Origin of the sequence: Lentzea aerocolonigenes (assembly GCF_000974445.1) — a bacterium.
Classification (GTDB): Bacteria; Actinomycetota; Actinomycetes; order Mycobacteriales; family Pseudonocardiaceae; genus Lentzea; species Lentzea aerocolonigenes.
The window spans coordinates 62,031-77,076 of record NZ_BBOJ01000025.1; the positions used below are offsets into that span (position 1 = coordinate 62,031).

At 68.5% G+C, this 15,046-nt stretch carries 15 protein-coding genes and 1 pseudogene; 9 read left to right on the forward strand and 7 right to left on the reverse strand.

Annotated elements, in window-relative coordinates:
• Window positions 1-65 precede the first annotated feature (65 nt).
• A complete protein-coding gene (locus tag AOM45_RS39630) occupies window positions 66-428 on the forward strand; it encodes a BlaI/MecI/CopY family transcriptional regulator (RefSeq protein WP_030469934.1) in 363 nt (120 codons plus the stop codon).
• A gap of 68 nt (window positions 429-496) precedes the next feature.
• Window positions 497-1,369, forward strand: coding sequence for a M56 family metallopeptidase (locus tag AOM45_RS39635; RefSeq protein WP_156094061.1), 873 nt, complete (start codon window positions 497-499; stop codon window positions 1,367-1,369).
• 5 nt (window positions 1,370-1,374) lie between these two features.
• On the opposite strand, the gene AOM45_RS54055 is transcribed toward AOM45_RS39635, so the two are convergent.
• Both AOM45_RS54055 and AOM45_RS54060 read right to left on the reverse strand, forming a co-directional pair.
• Entirely contained in the window at window positions 1,375-1,770 is a 396-nt protein-coding gene (locus tag AOM45_RS54055; RefSeq protein WP_372497479.1) for a multicopper oxidase domain-containing protein, read from the reverse strand.
• 147 nt (window positions 1,771-1,917) lie between these two features.
• A pseudogene (locus AOM45_RS54060) lies at window positions 1,918-2,895 on the reverse strand (multicopper oxidase family protein); the annotation flags it as partial.
• 174 nt (window positions 2,896-3,069) lie between these two features.
• Between AOM45_RS54060 and AOM45_RS39645 the strand changes: the two are divergent.
• From AOM45_RS39645 to AOM45_RS39665, 5 genes are all read left to right on the forward strand, one after another.
• Window positions 3,070-3,351, forward strand: coding sequence for a metal-sensitive transcriptional regulator (locus tag AOM45_RS39645; RefSeq protein ID WP_030469931.1), 282 nt, complete (start codon window positions 3,070-3,072; stop codon window positions 3,349-3,351).
• 37 nt (window positions 3,352-3,388) lie between these two features.
• Window positions 3,389-3,595, forward strand: a complete 207-nt coding sequence (locus AOM45_RS39650; protein ID WP_030469930.1) for a heavy-metal-associated domain-containing protein — start codon at window positions 3,389-3,391, stop codon at window positions 3,593-3,595.
• Window positions 3,596-3,619: 24 nt separating this feature from the next.
• Window positions 3,620-4,495: a DUF8832 domain-containing protein gene (locus tag AOM45_RS39655; protein ID WP_030469929.1), complete on the forward strand. Its 876-nt coding sequence runs from the start codon at window positions 3,620-3,622 to the stop codon at window positions 4,493-4,495.
• A complete protein-coding gene (locus AOM45_RS39660; RefSeq protein ID WP_030469928.1) occupies window positions 4,485-6,707 on the forward strand; it encodes a heavy metal translocating P-type ATPase in 2,223 nt (740 codons plus the stop codon). Before AOM45_RS39655 ends, AOM45_RS39660 begins: the two co-directional genes overlap by 11 nt.
• A gap of 149 nt (window positions 6,708-6,856) precedes the next feature.
• Complete coding sequence (locus tag AOM45_RS39665; RefSeq protein ID WP_030469927.1) at window positions 6,857-7,264, forward strand: four-helix bundle copper-binding protein; 408 nt, start codon at window positions 6,857-6,859, stop codon at window positions 7,262-7,264.
• A gap of 50 nt (window positions 7,265-7,314) precedes the next feature.
• Here the strand turns inward: AOM45_RS39665 and AOM45_RS39670 are convergent, their stop codons facing one another.
• A complete protein-coding gene (locus AOM45_RS39670) occupies window positions 7,315-10,263 on the reverse strand; it encodes a galactose oxidase-like domain-containing protein (protein WP_030469926.1) in 2,949 nt (982 codons plus the stop codon).
• Window positions 10,264-10,828: 565 nt separating this feature from the next.
• Here AOM45_RS39670 and AOM45_RS51375 point away from each other — a divergent pair.
• The gene (locus tag AOM45_RS51375; protein ID WP_156094059.1) at window positions 10,829-10,975 is read left to right on the forward strand and encodes a hypothetical protein; all 147 of its coding nucleotides are present in this window, start codon (window positions 10,829-10,831) and stop codon (window positions 10,973-10,975) included.
• A gap of 77 nt (window positions 10,976-11,052) precedes the next feature.
• On the opposite strand, the gene AOM45_RS39675 is transcribed toward AOM45_RS51375, so the two are convergent.
• The gene (locus tag AOM45_RS39675) at window positions 11,053-11,421 is read right to left on the reverse strand and encodes an ArsR/SmtB family transcription factor (protein ID WP_030469925.1); all 369 of its coding nucleotides are present in this window, start codon (window positions 11,419-11,421) and stop codon (window positions 11,053-11,055) included.
• Window positions 11,422-11,576: 155 nt separating this feature from the next.
• Between AOM45_RS39675 and AOM45_RS39680 the strand changes: the two genes are divergently transcribed.
• The gene (locus AOM45_RS39680; RefSeq protein ID WP_051784065.1) at window positions 11,577-12,242 is read left to right on the forward strand and encodes a CBS domain-containing protein; all 666 of its coding nucleotides are present in this window, start codon (window positions 11,577-11,579) and stop codon (window positions 12,240-12,242) included.
• Between the two features lie 10 nt (window positions 12,243-12,252).
• On the opposite strand, the gene AOM45_RS39685 is transcribed toward AOM45_RS39680, so the two are convergent.
• The 3 genes from AOM45_RS39685 to AOM45_RS39695 are packed head-to-tail and all read right to left on the reverse strand — an operon-like array spanning window position 12,253 to window position 15,007.
• On the reverse strand, window positions 12,253-14,043 hold the full coding sequence (locus AOM45_RS39685; RefSeq protein ID WP_030469923.1) for a phosphoenolpyruvate carboxykinase (GTP): 1,791 nt from the start codon (window positions 14,041-14,043) through the stop codon (window positions 12,253-12,255).
• Complete coding sequence (locus AOM45_RS39690; RefSeq protein ID WP_051784064.1) at window positions 14,040-14,792, reverse strand: hypothetical protein; 753 nt, start codon at window positions 14,790-14,792, stop codon at window positions 14,040-14,042. Before AOM45_RS39690 ends, AOM45_RS39685 begins: the two co-directional genes overlap by 4 nt.
• Window positions 14,789-15,007, reverse strand: a complete 219-nt coding sequence (locus tag AOM45_RS39695; protein ID WP_051784063.1) for a hypothetical protein — start codon at window positions 15,005-15,007, stop codon at window positions 14,789-14,791. The genes AOM45_RS39690 and AOM45_RS39695 overlap by 4 nt, the downstream gene beginning before the upstream one ends.
• Window positions 15,008-15,046: the final 39 nt, after the last annotated feature.

A 15,046-nucleotide genomic window follows, 5' to 3' on the forward strand; every position in this document is an offset into this window, starting at 1 on the left:
GGAACAGGCACCACCTACGTAGCCGGTTAGTAGATAATGCTGCTGGACGGCGACGGAGGCGTGCGATGCAAGGACTCGGCGAGCTGGAAACAGCCGTGATGGAAGTGCTGTGGCGTGATCCCGGCCCGCAGCGGGTTCGCGACGTGCTGGACGCGCTCAACACCGAACGCGACCTCGCCTACACCACGGTGATGACGGTCCTGGACAACCTGCACCGCAAGGGCTGGGTCTCCCGGGAACGAGACGGCAGGGCGTACCGCTACGTCGCCACGAGAAACCGGGAGGACGCGGTGGCCAACGCGTTGCGCGCACTGCTGGACTCCGCGAAGGATCCGGAGTCGGTGTTGCTGAGGTTCGCGCGGTCGGTCTCACCGCGCGAGTCCGAGGTCCTGCGCCGCGCCCTCGACGACACGGCGGCGGACCAGTGATCCTCGCCGTCGCGCTCCTGGCAGGCGCCGCGATCGTGGGGTTCACAGCGCCCCGTTTCCTGGAACGCATGACCGCCGGCCAGGTCGCGCCGTCCGTGGTGATCGCGTGGTGGTTCGCGACCGGTCTCAGCGTGCTGCTCACCGCGCTCAGTGGCGTCGTGCTGATCCTCGTCCCAGGTCACGGGCCCGCGCGCTGGCTGCTCGACCGGGTGCACGAGTGCTGGTCGGCCATGACCCACGGCAGCGTTCCCGCGCTCGACGACGTGCTGGGCGCGTTCGGCGCGCTGCTGATCGCCGGCGCGCTGACCAGGTTCGGCCTGGCCGCGTTCCGACGGCGGTCAGAGGCGATCAAGCTCCACCAGAGGCAACTGGGACTGCTTCGGCTCGCCGCACGGCGGGCATCCGGCGACGAGCCGCTCATGTGGCTCGACCACGGTCAGCCGCTGGCGTACAGCGTCGCCGGACGGCCGTCGTTCATCGTGGCCACCACCGGTCTCACGGATCACCTGTCCGACGACCAGGTCGCGGCCGTGCTCGCGCACGAACGGGCCCATCTCCGCGGCCGTCATCACGCTCTGACCGGCCTCGCCGACGCGGCGGCGTCGGCCATGCCGTTCGTGCCGCTGATGCGCCAGGCCCCGGCCGCCATCCGCGTGCTGGTCGAGATGGCCGCGGACTCCGCAGCGGCCGCTGCCCACGGCGCGGAGACGGTGCGCTCGGCCCTGGTGCGCGTGGCGACCGGCGGTTCACCTGCCGGGGCTCTCGGCATGGCGGACAACGGCGTCGAGCTCCGGCTCAGCAGGCTGGCACGTGCGTCACGTCCCAGGCCGTGGTTGAGCGCAGGCGCCTTGGCGGCCACGGTGGTGGCCGCACCGGCACTGCCCGCGGTGGTGGGCATCGGACTGTTCGCCGTCACCTCGACCTTCTACTGCCCCATGTGAAGCGCTCACTCCACATAGGACACGACGCTCATCATGCCCACTTCACCGTGATAGATGTTGTGGCAGTGGGTCAGCCACTGACCAGGGTTGTCGGCTTTGAAGTCCACCTCGGTGGAACGTCCCGGCAACACCAGCACGGTGTCTTTGCGCGGCCCGTCGGCTCGGACCTGGAACGTGTGTCCGTGCAGGTGCATCGGATGGAACATCCGCGACCTGTTGTCGAACCTCAGCCGGACCTGCTGCCCTTCCCGGATCGGCAACCCGTCGTTCGGGTCGTAGACCTTGCCGTTGATCGTCCACGTGTACCTGTCCCCCGGCCCTTCCAGGACGAGCTCGTGCACCACGTCAGGCTGTTTGACCGGCAGCGCGACACGTTCCGCCGCGCGAAGTGACGCCGGCATGAGGACGGGCAACGCCATCAGCTTCTTCACCAGGCCGTCCTCCACCACGACCGGCTGTGCGGCAGGAGTGCGCAGCACCACCTGGGCGTACTGGTCGCGGCCCTCCGCCACGGCGAGCACCGGGACGGAACCGGCAGGCACGGTCACGACCGCGTCGAGCCGCTCCCCCATGCCGATGAGGACGACGTCCGCCTCCTGCGCCTGCACCGGGAAGCCGTCGGTGTGGGTGATCCTGAGCCGGGAACCGGGGACGCCGACCCGGAACGCGGTGTCAGCCGCCGCGTTGATCAGCCGGAGCCGCACCCGCTGTCCTGCCTTCGCCTCGATCGCCTGCGGGTCGCGGAAGGTCCGCCCGTTGGCCAGGACGTGCGGGTAGGTGACGTCACCCGCGTCGCCGCCGAGCAGTTCCGACTTCGGCATCGTCATACCGGGCATGGAACCGTGATCCATGCCACCCATGCCGCCCATGCCGTTCTTCTTCAGCTCCTGGAGCACGGCGTCCGGTGTGCGGTCGACGCCGTCGAGCCAGTCGTCGAGGACGATCACCAGCTCGGTGTCGTAGTCCGCGCCGTCGTCGGGGTCCTCGACGATCAGGGGCGCGTACAGCCCCCGGTCGAGCTGCACACCCGAGTGCGGGTGGAAGAAGTAGGTGCCCGCGTCCGGTACGGCGAACTCGTAGGTGAAGGACGTACCGACACCGATGTCGTCCTGGGTCAGTCCGGGCACACCGTCCATGTCGTTGCGCAGCGCGATCCCGTGCCAGTGGATGCTCGTCGGCTCCGGGAGCTGGTTCTTCAGCTCGACCTTCAGGATCTCGCCTCGCCGGACCCGGATCTCCCTGCCCGGCAGCTGACCGCCGTAAGCCCACGTCTGAACCTCGACACCGCCGAGGTCCACCCGCGCGGAGACCGCGTTGAGCACGACCGATGTGCTGCGGGCCCCCGCGAGCCGCCGCGCTCGCTCCACCTCCGCCACCCGTGGCGATCCAGGCGCGATGCGCTTGCCGGCCGGATCAGCACCGGACGCACACGCCGCCAGCCCGGCCGTGGCGGCGAGACCGGCGCCGAGCCGGAGAAAGCTTCGGCGTCCGATCGGACCGCGGCTGTCAGAAGTGGTCATGCCCATCCCATCAACTCGGTTACTACTATGTTCGATAGTAGAACATGCCAGAAGTGCAGCACGTCACACGCGGACTCTGGTAAACCCCTACCCCCCTGGGGTATGTTCAACTCAGGTGCCCGCCGTTCCCCCGGTCAGTTCGGACCGGCCGCGCGGTGGACCGATCGACAGGAGCGCGACGTGCACGGCTACACCGACAACAAGGACGCCCACCTGCGCCGTCTGAAGAGGATCGAGGGCCAGGTCCGCGGACTGCAGCGGATGATCGAGAACGACGACTACTGCATCGACGTCCTCACCCAGATCTCCGCGGCCACTCGCGCGTTGCAGGCGGTGTCGCTGGGACTGCTCGACGAGCACCTCAAGCACTGTGTGAGCCAGGCCATCACCGACGGCGGTGCGGCAGCCGACGAGAAGATCGCGGAAGCCAGCAACGCCATCGCCCGCCTGGTCCGCTCCTGATCACTCCATCCCCACCCTTCTTCGAGGAGAACGACCGATGGCCGAGTCCACCTACACCGTCAAGGGCATGACCTGCGGGCACTGCGTCAGCTCGGTGACCGAAGAGGTCAGCGCGATCAGCGGCGTGCAGCAGGTCGACGTCGACCTCCCCACCGGCAAGGTCACCATCACCAGCGACGCGCCTGTCGCGGAGGACGCGGTGCGTGCCGCCGTCACCGAAGCCGGCTACGAGCTGGTCGGCTGAGACCGCTTTCGAGGGGGAAAAATCATGAAGACCGGCCAGAAAGTCGCCGCCTACGGCCTCGCGCTGGCGATCGTCTTCGGCGGGACCTGGGCGGCCGGTGCCGCGATCGGCCCGTCCGGCGGTGCACCGTCGGACGCGGCCGCCGCGGTGAACCACGGCGAGCACGAGGCCGAACCGGCGAAGATCCCACCGGGACTGTCCGTTTCGGAGAACGGCTACACGTTGCAGCTGCACGAGAAGGAGTCCTTGGGCTTCCACATCAGCGGACCGGACGGCAAGCCCGTCACGAAGTTCGCCGTGGAGCACGAGAAGCGGCTGCACCTGATCGTCGTCCGCCGGGACGGCTCACTGTTCCGCCACGTGCATCCGGAGATGACGCCGGACGGCATGTGGTCGGTGCCGCTCACGCTCGCCGAAGCCGGCACGTACCGGGTGTTCGCCGATTTCAAGCCGGAGGACGGCCAGAAGACCACCCTCGGCGCCGACCTCCAGGTCGCGGGCGCCTACCAGCCGCGCACCTACGCCGACAGCAGGACGTTCACCGTCGACGGCTACGAGGTAACCCTCAACGGTGAGCTCGAAGCGGGCAGCGCGTCGACCGTCACCATCGCCATCAGAAAGAACGGCAAGCCGGTGACGGACCTGCAGAACTACCTGGGCGCGAAGGGCCACCTGGTCGCGCTGCGTGCGGCCGACCTCGCGTACCTGCACGTGCATCCCGAGGACGGCGCCGAAGTGAAGTTCGCCGTCGAGGTTCCCACGGCCGGCCGGTACCGGCTGTTCCTGGACTTCCAGCACGAGGGCCAGGTCCGCACCGCCGAGTTCACCGTGTCGACGGTGGGCACCACGACTCCGGCCGCGCCGCAGACCCACGAGGAAGGAGAAGGTCATGGCCACTGAAACCATCGAGATCTCGATCGGCGGCATGACCTGCGCCTCCTGCGCCGCGCGCATCGAACGCAAGCTCAACAAGCTCGACGGCGTCGAAGCCTCGGTGAACTACGCGACCGAGAAGGCACGCGTCACCTTCCCCGGCGACCTGACGCCCGCCGATCTCGTGAAGGTGGTCGAGGACACCGGCTACACCGCCGAACTGCCCGCACCGCCTGCCTCGGACGCCGTCCAGGTCGAAGAGGCAGACCCGACGCGATCGTTGCGGCAACGGCTGATCACCTCCGTGGTGCTGTCGGTGCCGGTGATCGCGCTGGCGATGATCCCTGCGCTGCAGTTCACCTACTGGCAGTGGCTGTCGCTCGCGCTCGCCGGGCCGGTCGTGGTGTGGGGCGCGTGGCCGTTCCACAAGGCCGCCTGGACGAACCTGCGGCACGGCGCCGCCACCATGGACACGCTGATCTCCGTCGGCGTGGGCGCGGCGTTCCTGTGGTCGCTGTACGCGCTGTTCCTCGGGACCGCGGGCACGCCGGGCATGACGCACGGTTTCTCGCTGACGATCGAACGGATGTCCGGCGCCGGCAACATCTACCTCGAGGTCGCGGCAGGCGTCACGACGTTCATCCTGGCCGGGCGCTACTTCGAGGCGCGCTCGAAGCGGCGCGCGGGTGCTGCGTTGAGGGCACTGCTCGAGCTCGGCGCGAAGGACGTCGCCGTGCTGCGGGACGGCCGCGAGGTCCGCATCCCGACCGGCGAGCTGCGCGTCGGCGACAAGTTCGTGGTGCGGCCCGGCGAGAAGATCGCCACCGACGGCGTCGTCGAGGAAGGCAGCTCGGCGGTCGACGCGAGCATGCTCACCGGTGAGTCCGTCCCCGTCGAGGTCGGCGTGGGCGACGCGGTGGTGGGCGCGACCGTCAACGCGGGCGGCAGGCTCGTGGTGCGTGCGACCCGCGTCGGCTCCGACACGCAGCTGGCGCAGATGGCTCGGTTGGTCGAAGAGGCACAGAGCGGCAAGGCCGAGGTCCAGCGCCTGGCCGACCGGGTGTCGGCGGTGTTCGTGCCGATCGTGATCGCGCTCGCCGTGGGCACGCTGGGCTTCTGGCTCGGCACGGGCAACGGCGTGGGCGCCGCGTTCACCGCGGCCGTGGCGGTGCTGATCATCGCCTGCCCGTGCGCGTTGGGCCTGGCCACGCCGACCGCGTTGCTGGTCGGTACCGGCCGCGGCGCCCAGCTGGGCATCCTGATCAAGGGTCCGGAAGTGCTGGAGTCGACTCGCCGTGTCGACACCGTGGTGCTCGACAAGACCGGCACCGTGACCACGGGCCAGATGAGCCTGGTCAGCGTTCACACCGACGAGGACGAGGAGGAGGTGCTCCGCCTGGCCGGTGCGCTGGAGCACGCCTCGGAGCACCCGATCGCCAAGGCCATCGCCAGGGGCGCGGCCGAGCGGGTCGGCGAGCTGCCCGCCGTGGAGGAGTTCCAGAACCTGGAGGGGCTGGGCGTTCAGGGCGTTGTCGGGGAGCACGCGGTGCTCGTCGGCCGGGAACGCCTGCTCGCCGAGTGGAGCGTTCACCTCGACGCCACGCTCGCCGAGGCCAAGAAGGCGGCCGAGGAACAGGGCCGCACCGCGGTGATCGTCGCGTGGGACGGCAAGGCGCGCGGTGTGCTCGTCGTGGCCGACACCGTGAAGCCGACGTCGGTCGAGGCGATCCAGGGGTTGCGCACGCTGGGCCTGCGTCCGGTGCTGCTGACCGGTGACAACGAAGCCGCCGCTCGCGCGGTGGCGGCCGAGGTGGGCATCGACGAGGTGATCGCGGAGGTGCTGCCGGCGGACAAGGTCGACGTCGTGAAGCGTCTGCAGGACGAGGGACGCGTCGTGGCGATGGTCGGCGACGGCGTGAACGACGCCGCTGCCCTCGCCCAAGCCGATCTGGGTCTCGCGATGGGCACCGGCACCGACGTCGCGATCGAGGCCAGCGATCTCACGCTGGTGCGTGGTGACCTGCGGGCCGCCGTGGACGCGATCAGGCTGTCGCGCCGGACGCTGGCGACGATCAAGGGCAACCTGTTCTGGGCGTTCGCCTACAACGTGGCAGCGCTCCCGCTGGCCGCTCTCGGCCTGCTCAACCCGATGATCGCGGGCGCCGCGATGGCGTTCTCGTCGGTGTTCGTGGTGAGCAACAGCCTGCGTCTGCGCGGATTCCGCAGCGTCAGCAGCTGATCCACCTCACGCGGAAGCAGCGTCCTCGGCCAGTCGGTCGAGGACGTTGTCCGTGAGGGCGTCTCGCATTGCCGGCTGCCGTTGATCAGCGTATGGGGCTCGTGTGCGGGTACTCCGTGATCGTTGGATCGAGAACGGAGGAACGCGTTATGACGCAGGCGATGGAAATGCTGCGGACCTACCCGGCCGATCTGGGTGAAGTCGACCGCGACGCGCTGGCGCGCTGCATCGAAGCGTGCTTCGAGTGCTCTCAGGCCTGTACCGCGTGTGCGGACGCATGTCTGAGCGAGCAGCAGGTCGGCGAGCTCGTGAAGTGCATCCGGACAGACCTCGATTGCGCGGACATCTGCGACACCACCGGCCGCGTGCTGTCCCGGCACACCGGCTACGACGCGAACGTCACGCGAGCCATGCTCGAAGCGTGCGCCACGGCGTGCAAGACGTGCGCCGACGAGTGCGAACAGCACGCGTCCCACCACGAGCACTGCCGGGTGTGCGCCGAAGCTTGCCGTCGGTGCGAGCGCGCGTGCCGGGAGCTGATCGCCTCACTTGGCTGACTCCGCACGACGGGTGGTGGGGCCGCGCTCGGGCCCCACCACCACGACGTTCACGTCAACGAGATCCATCGACCCTCTGACGGCACCCGCCCGGCTGTGACGACGAACAGGAGGTAGGGCCCAGGAGGTGCGATGTTGCCGTTCGGTGGTGCGGTCACCTGGACCTGCGTCGCGGTCGTACCGGTGATCTCACACTCGATCAGGCGCTGAGACATGTTGAAACCGTGCGTCACCGCACCTGGACGCAGCAGCACGACCTCGGCGATACCGGCGGGATTGGTCGTGTCGACGCCGAACCCCGCGCCGTGGGCGACGCTCGCGGGCGCCGCGGTGATCACCGGGCGAGGCAAGGTGAAGTAGGACGGGAAGTAGCGCTCGTGTTGCGTGCTCTCGCCGGACTTCCACTGTCCAGGGCGGTCTCCGCCCATCAGGACGCTGCCGTCGGGAAGCAGGATCGCCGCGGAGTGGTACCCGCGCGGGATGCCCATCGTGGCGCACTGCTCCCATCCGCGCTCGGGTTCGCGCGGATCGAAGATCTCCGCGGGTCCCCCGTCCGCTCCGTCGACGCCCCCGGCCAGCAACACCCGGCCGTCCGGCAGCAGAACGGTGTTGACCTGCTGCGCTCGTGTCGCGTTGAGGTCAGGTAGCGCCTGCCACACCGGGGTCGGTGACGAGAGGTCGATCCACTCGGCTGTCTGCTGCGCCGACGCGAAGTCGCCGCCGGCGATCAGCACGCGCGGCTCGTAGCCGGGCGGTCGCAACGGCAGCAAGACCGAGGTGCCCTTCTCACCCGCGGTGCTGCGGTTGCCCGCGATCGTGGCGAACGATTCGAGGTTGGCGATTCCGGCGGCGCCCAAGTCGAACCGCTGGGTGGGCATGTGCGGCCCCGCGATGAAGATCTTGCCGTCGGGTAGCACGTACGCCCACGGGTAGTACTCGTCCTGGTTCATCGCGGCGGGGACCACGACCGGTGCCGACCACGTCCCCGCAGCCGGATCGTAGAGTTCGAACGACTTCGACGCGGAGCCGAACAACGTGATGGCGCGGCCGTCCGCGAGCGTCAGTGTCGTCGAGTAGAACCGGTCCTGCGCCGTCGGCCCCTTCCGGCTCCAGGACAACGTCGCAGGGTCGAACACGAACGTCTGCCTCGGCGTGAACCCTCCGTGCACCAGAATGGTGCCGTCCGCGAGATAGGTGTGCTCCGCGGACCAGATGTTGGCCAATGGACGGTCGTGCACCGGCTGAGTCACGTCGAACGGCTGGTTCCCGGGCAACGCCAGGGTTTCCGTGCTGTAGTCCCAGATGCGGCTGAGGTCGTCACGGGTGTCGCCGTAGCCGAAGAACATCACCTTCGTTGTGCCCGGCACCAGCGTCGCGTGCATCATGCAGACCTCCGGTGAGCCGGGCACGGTCTTCCACTCGCCGCACAGGAACTGCTCGCACCGGTCCGGGTCGACGTCGGGACAGCTGTTGTCACAGGTGCCGGCCGGCAGGCCGGTCGTCTCCCGCAGGTGGTCTGCCTGCTCGTCGGTGAGCCACACCGTCTGCTTGCTGCGCACGAGACCAGCGAGTCCCTGCATCATGTGCATCTCGACGTGGCAGTGGAACAGGAAATCGCCGCACAACTCGTACTTCTTGCACCCGTCGTGATCGTGTTGTTCCTCGATGTGGTGCGGGAGCAACAAGACCGGTGGCGCCACCGTGTCCACCACGAAGGACTCGGCGGGGCCGATGCTGCGGACGTCGACCGGCTCGCCCGCGAACTCCCAGCGCTGAGCGTGCGGATGGAAGTTGTGCCAGTTCATCCCGAGGTCGAGGTTGAAGACGTACCACCGGATCCGCTGCCCCGCCCTGGCGACGATCGTCGGAGTGTTGCCCACGAACACACGGCCGTTGAGGCACGGGCTGGGAATGCCTGCGCCGTCCTCGGTCACCGTGTGCAGCGCCGTGCCCGGCGTCCACCGGACCTTGCCGCCCGGCCTGATCTTCGCCTCGACGGGGTCGAACCGCATGTTCATCGGATCGGAATCCACAATGGACACCGTCACCTCGGCGGCCTCTCCTGCCGCCACGATCACCTTGCCCTGCATCTGCTGGTGAATCTCGCAGTGGTAGGAAAACGTCGCCTCCGCACCGAACACGGACTCGAACGGCGCCGCTGCGGGCGAGAACGGTCCGCTGTTGAACGCCGGCGTGCCGCGCCCGCGGCTCATGAGGTGCAGGAACACCGGCACGTGCAGCACATCGTCCTCGCCGTGCCGAGGATGCGCGTACTCCAGTTGGCACCACTCCTCAAGGAAGTCCAGGACTCCCTTGTGCTCGTGGTCGCGAACGTTCCGTCCGTGCCCGTGCCCGTGCCCGCCTCCTCCACCGCCGTGCGACCCGTCGTGACGTGGACGAACCACGTGGCCGGCCTCGATGTGCCCGTGATCATCCTCGTCATCGGGATGCTCACGGCAGCACCGATCCACGTACTCCTTCACCAGTGGAGGCAACTCGAAATCGCACGGCGACTCGACGTCTTCCGGCAACACCACGATGCCCCCGAACAACCCCCTGTTGACGCTCTCGCCGATGTGCCGTGAGTGGTCGTGGAACGGCCACGCGCCGACAGCGTCGTCAGGCACGTAGAACCGGTACGTCCAGTGCTGACCGGGACAGATCTCGTCAGACCGCCGTCCATCCGCGGACTGCGTGCCCATCGGCCACGAGCCGTCCGAGTCGATCCCGTACCGCAGACCGTGCAAGTGGAAGCTGTGCGGCATCGTGTCCGCGTTGAACACGTGCACGTGCAACCGCTCCCCCGGTCTGGTGTAGATCACCGTTCCAGGAACCCGATGCGTGAACACCGGTTCGTTCACGTCAGACAGCACGAGCTTGTCCGGCTTCGGGATCAGGTAGTCCGGATCGAGGTATTCGCGGTAGACCAGCGCATCCAGCCTGCGTGCGTTGACCTCGGACAAGGGAATCGAGCCGTCCTCGTGTCCCGTGTTGCGCATGCAGTCGCGCCGGTACGCCCCATGAGGGCTGGGCTCAGCGGGTGAGTAGCCGGCAATCTCTTCGATTCGCAAGTACACATGCCTGACTGCCATGACCGCACCCCTTCCGGATGCAGACCAGATCGCCAGTGCCTGTCGCCCGTTAGCACCAAGCCGACCCGCATCGCCCATCCAGCGCATCAACTCGGGCACCTCGGCCGGGTCGACCAGAGGCGAAGGTCCATCGGTTGCGCCTATGAGATGACAGTCAGCCAGGGCGACGTGCACCACACCCGATGCGCGTGCTCAACGCAGCGCAAACGCGATCAGCAGGAGGCCGCCGACGTCCGCGACGCCGAGCCGTGGAAGGAACGCCTGGACGAGCGGCTGCGCTGGGCCGACGTCCTGGTGTGCCTGGTGATGACGGCCTGCGACAGTCGGAGTGGTCGTTCCAACCACGACCACCGGCGCGATCGACCCACGTCGACGAACTCGACGACCATCGCACCGACGCCGTCGATCAGCTCGTCCGAGATCGCGCGCTGCCACGCTCCTACCGCTCGACAACGCCGACTTCGATGTCGGCGTGTCCCGCGCCTTCGCTGTCATGCACCTCGTCATCCGCCGGGTGGAGCCTGTGGTGGTTGCCACGACGACCCTGGGCAGGTTCGGTGCCGCGGTGACCGGCCGCGCCGCGCTTCACACGCTCGAGGCGTTGGGCACCAGCGCCTGATCACTCTTCATCGAGCGACACCAGTGCAACGGCGTACAGCTGCCGGCTCCTGGTGCACGAGCCAACCGGAATCCGGCTCAGTTCGCAGACCGGCGGCTCCTGCCGCGGGGCGCGGTCGCCGCGGGGGTGCGGAGGTCTTCGAGCAGTTCCATCTGACCGGTGATGACACCGGTGAGGATGAGCCTTGCGACGGCGAGCAGTTCGGCGACGTGCGGGCTGGTCAGCGAGTAGAAGACGTTCGAGCCTTCCTTGCGGGTGGTGACGAGTCCGGCGCGGCGCAGCACGGCCAGTTGCTGCGAGAGGTTGGCGGCCTCGATGCCGACCTCGGGCAGCATCTCGGCGACGGAGTGCTCGCGCTCGCTGAGCAGTTCGAGCACCCGGATGCGTGCCGGGTGACCGAGGGTTTTGAAGAACTCCGCCTTGACCTGGTACAGGGGCCTGCTCATCGGTGCCCCTTCCCTTCGACCGTCGTCATGGTGCTGATCCTCCCTGGTTGATCCCTGCGGATGCGACTCGGGATGCATTTCAACAGGGTTCAGCAGTTGCTAATCTTACCAAGTCAGCAACCCTGGTCACCTCGCACGACTGCGGGAGGGCAGGTATGAGCGAGCCCAAGACGGCGGACGTGATGTGCCGGCGGGTCATCACCGCGGCGCTCGACACCCCGTTCAAGGAACTCGTCGGCATGATGATCGCTCACGACGTGAGCGCGATCCCCGTGGTGGACCCGGCCGGCAGACCGGTGGGGATGGTGTCCGAGGAGGATCTGGCGACGAAGCTGGAGTTCCGCGGGGGTGCGGCGAGTCCTCCGGTCCTGGGAGGCGCGCACACGCGGGCGCGATGGCACAAATCTTCCGCGACTGTCGCGGCTGATCTGATGACCACCCCGGCGGCGACCGTCACGGAGGGCGTGGAGCTGTGTGCCGCGCTGCGGCAGCTCGCAGCCGGGCGTACACACGCGCTGTGCGTGGTGAACGGTGCGGGCACGCTCGTGGGGATCCTCACCCGGCGCGACACGCTGCGACTGTTCCTCCGCGGCGATGACGCGATCCGCTCTGACCTCGAACGCCGGCTCCTTCCAGCTTCGTCGGCCGTGCACCGGGTCGCGGTGCGCGTGTCCAGCGGCCTGGTGACGCTGGACGGCTCGCTGTGCCTGCGCAGCGCCACCGAGCGGGCCGAGTGGATCGCGCGTGCGGTTCCGGGGGTGATCGAGGTGCGCAACAGGCTGACCTTCGACGTGGACGACCTGATGATCACCGGCCTGTAGGGCCACTGCCTCAGTCGAGGCGATGCCGCAGCGCCTCGAGTTCGTCGTGCAGGGCGGTGGGGAGCTTGTCACCGATGGTGGCGAACCACTGTTCGATCAGCGGGAGCTCGGCGCGCCACTCGTCGTGGTCGACGGCGAGCGCCTGGCGGATGTCGAAGTGCGACGACGGGTCGAGGCCGCGCAGGTCCAGGCCCTTGGCGCCGGGAACCCAGCCGATCGGGGTCTGGAACGCGGTCGCGTGGCCTTCGATGCGGTCCACCGCCCATTTGAGGACGCGGGCGTTCTCGCTGAAGCCCGGCCACAGGAAGCGTCCGTCGTCGCCCCGGCGGAACCAGTTGACGTAGAAGATCTTCGGCAGTTTCGCGGCGTCGGCGCGCTTGCCGGTGTCGATCCAGTGCTGGAAGTAGTCCCCGGCGTGGTAGCCGATGAACGGCAGCATCGCCATCGGGTCGCGGCGCACCACGCCGACCTCACCGGCGGCCGCGGCGGTGGTCTCCGAGGAGAGGGTGGCTCCCATGAACACGCCGTGCTGCCAGTCGAACGACTCGGTGACCAGCGGGACGGTGCTGCCGCGGCGGCCGCCGAAGAAGATCGCCGAGATCGGCACGCCCTGAGGGTCGTCCCACTCGGGCGCGGTGGCAGGGCATTGGGTGATCGGGGTGCAGTAGCGGGAGTTGGGGTGGGAGGACAGGTCCTCGGAAGCCGGTGTCCAGTCGTCGCGGCGCCAGGAGGTGAGGTAGTCAGGAGGGGTGTCGGTGCAGCCCTCCCACCAGACGTCGCCGTCGTCGGTCAACGCGACGTTGGTGAAGATGGAGTTGCCCTCGGCGAGCGTGCGCATGGCGTTGGGGTTGGTGTTCCAGCCGGTGCCGGGTGCGACGCCGAAGAAACCGTTCTCCGGGTTGACGGCGTAGAGGCGTCCGTCTTCACCGAAGCGCAGCCAGGCGATGTCGTCGCCGAGGGTTTCGACCTTCCAGCCCGGAATCGACGGTTCGAGCATGGCGAGGTTGGTCTTGCCGCAGGCCGAGGGGAACGCGGCGGCGATGTAGTGGACCGTGCCGTGGGGTGAGGTGAGTTTGAGGATGAGCATGTGTTCGGCGAGCCAGCCCTCGTCCCGCGCCATCACGCTCGCGATGCGCAAGGAGTAGCACTTCTTGCCGAGCAGGGCGTTGCCGCCGTAGCCGGAGCCGTAGCTCCAGATCATCCTTTCCTCGGGGAAGTGGCTGATGTACTTGGTCCGGTCGCACGGCCACGGCACATCGGTCTGTCCAGGCTTCAACGGCGCGCCCACGGAGTGCAGGCACCGCACGAAGTCCGCGTCCTCCCCGAACAGGGCCAGGGCGTCGGAACCCGTGCGGGTCATGATGTGCATGGAGATCACCACGTACTCGGAGTCGGTGATCTCGACGCCCAGCAGGGGTTTGTCGGCCGTGAGCGGTCCCATGCAGAACGGGATGACGTACATGGTGCGGCCCGCCATGCTGCCGCGGTAGTGCTCGGTCATGATGATCTTCATGTCGAGCGGGTCCATCCAGTTGTTGGTGGGACCGGCGTCGGCTTCGTCGGCCGAGCAGATGTACGTGCGGTCCTCGACCCGCGCGACGTCGGTGGGATCCGAGGCGCACCAGAACGAGTTCGGCTTCTTGTCGAGCCGCACGAGCGTGCCCGCCCGCACCAGTCCGTCGGTCAACCGGCGCCATTCCAGCGGCGAGCCGTCGCACCACACCACCTGGTCCGGGGTGGTCAGCGCCGCGACCTCGGACACCCACTCCAGCAGCTTCTGGTGTGTGGTCGGCGCGGTCATCGTGCGGCTCCTCGGTGCAGTGCGTCGGTGGCGAAGTCGGTGATCTGGCGGGTGAGGGTGTCGTCGGCGCGCCGGGGCAGTTGTTCGCCCGGCGGGGTGGCGGCGGAGAGGGCGACGGCGCAGGCGTGCTGCACCTCCGGAGTCAGCCGCGCGTGCGGATGCCGGGTCAGCGCGTGCAGGAGACCGGGCAGGGCGAGCATCGGGTCGCGGGCGGGGTCCGGCACGATCACGGCGGGTGCGGCGTGGCGGGGCCACGCGAAGCGGCCACCTCCGCCGACCAGGTTGATCACCGCGTCGGCGTCGGCGGCGATGCGGCGCAACGGGAACGCGAGCGCGTCGACGGGGTTCCAGGTGGTGATGTCCCGGATGCCCGCGGTCAGCAGGACGGGGTTCAGCAGCGGCATGGTGTTGGCGCCCGCGATGACGACCCGGCTGGTCTCCGGCGCGCGGCCGGCTCGGGCCAGCATGGTGAGCACCGCTGCCGTCAGTGCGATGGCCGTGGTGTCCTGATCGGTGAGCACCGGGACGCCGACGACGGAGTCACGCGCTTTCTGCACGCGTTCGGGCGCGGCTCGGACGAGGAGCACAGCGCTGGTGCCGGCCGGGAGGTTGTGCAGCCCGTAGTCCGAGGCGATCACGTGTGCCTGCAGCCCTGCCTGCTCTTCGACCACCGCGGCGTAGCGGCGCAGCACGGCGGTGGTGGCGCCGATTCCACCCACCACGGCGACCACGGCGCGTTTCGCGGTCAACGTCCGAGTCCCGAGTTCTCCAGCAGCGCCGGGTCGAACCAGCGGGTGGTGTCGATGCCGTGCTGGGTGGCCCGGTCGAGCAGGTCGCGGATCCGGGCGCTGTGCAGGTGGATCTCGTACTCGTGGCCGGCTTCCACCGCCTGCTTCAGCATCTCCTCGGCCTCGGAGACCTTGCTTCGCAGCTCTGCTTCGAACTCGTTCATCATCTTCGACATCTCCCTCGTCCGCAGACTCCATAATCTGCGGACTTAAAG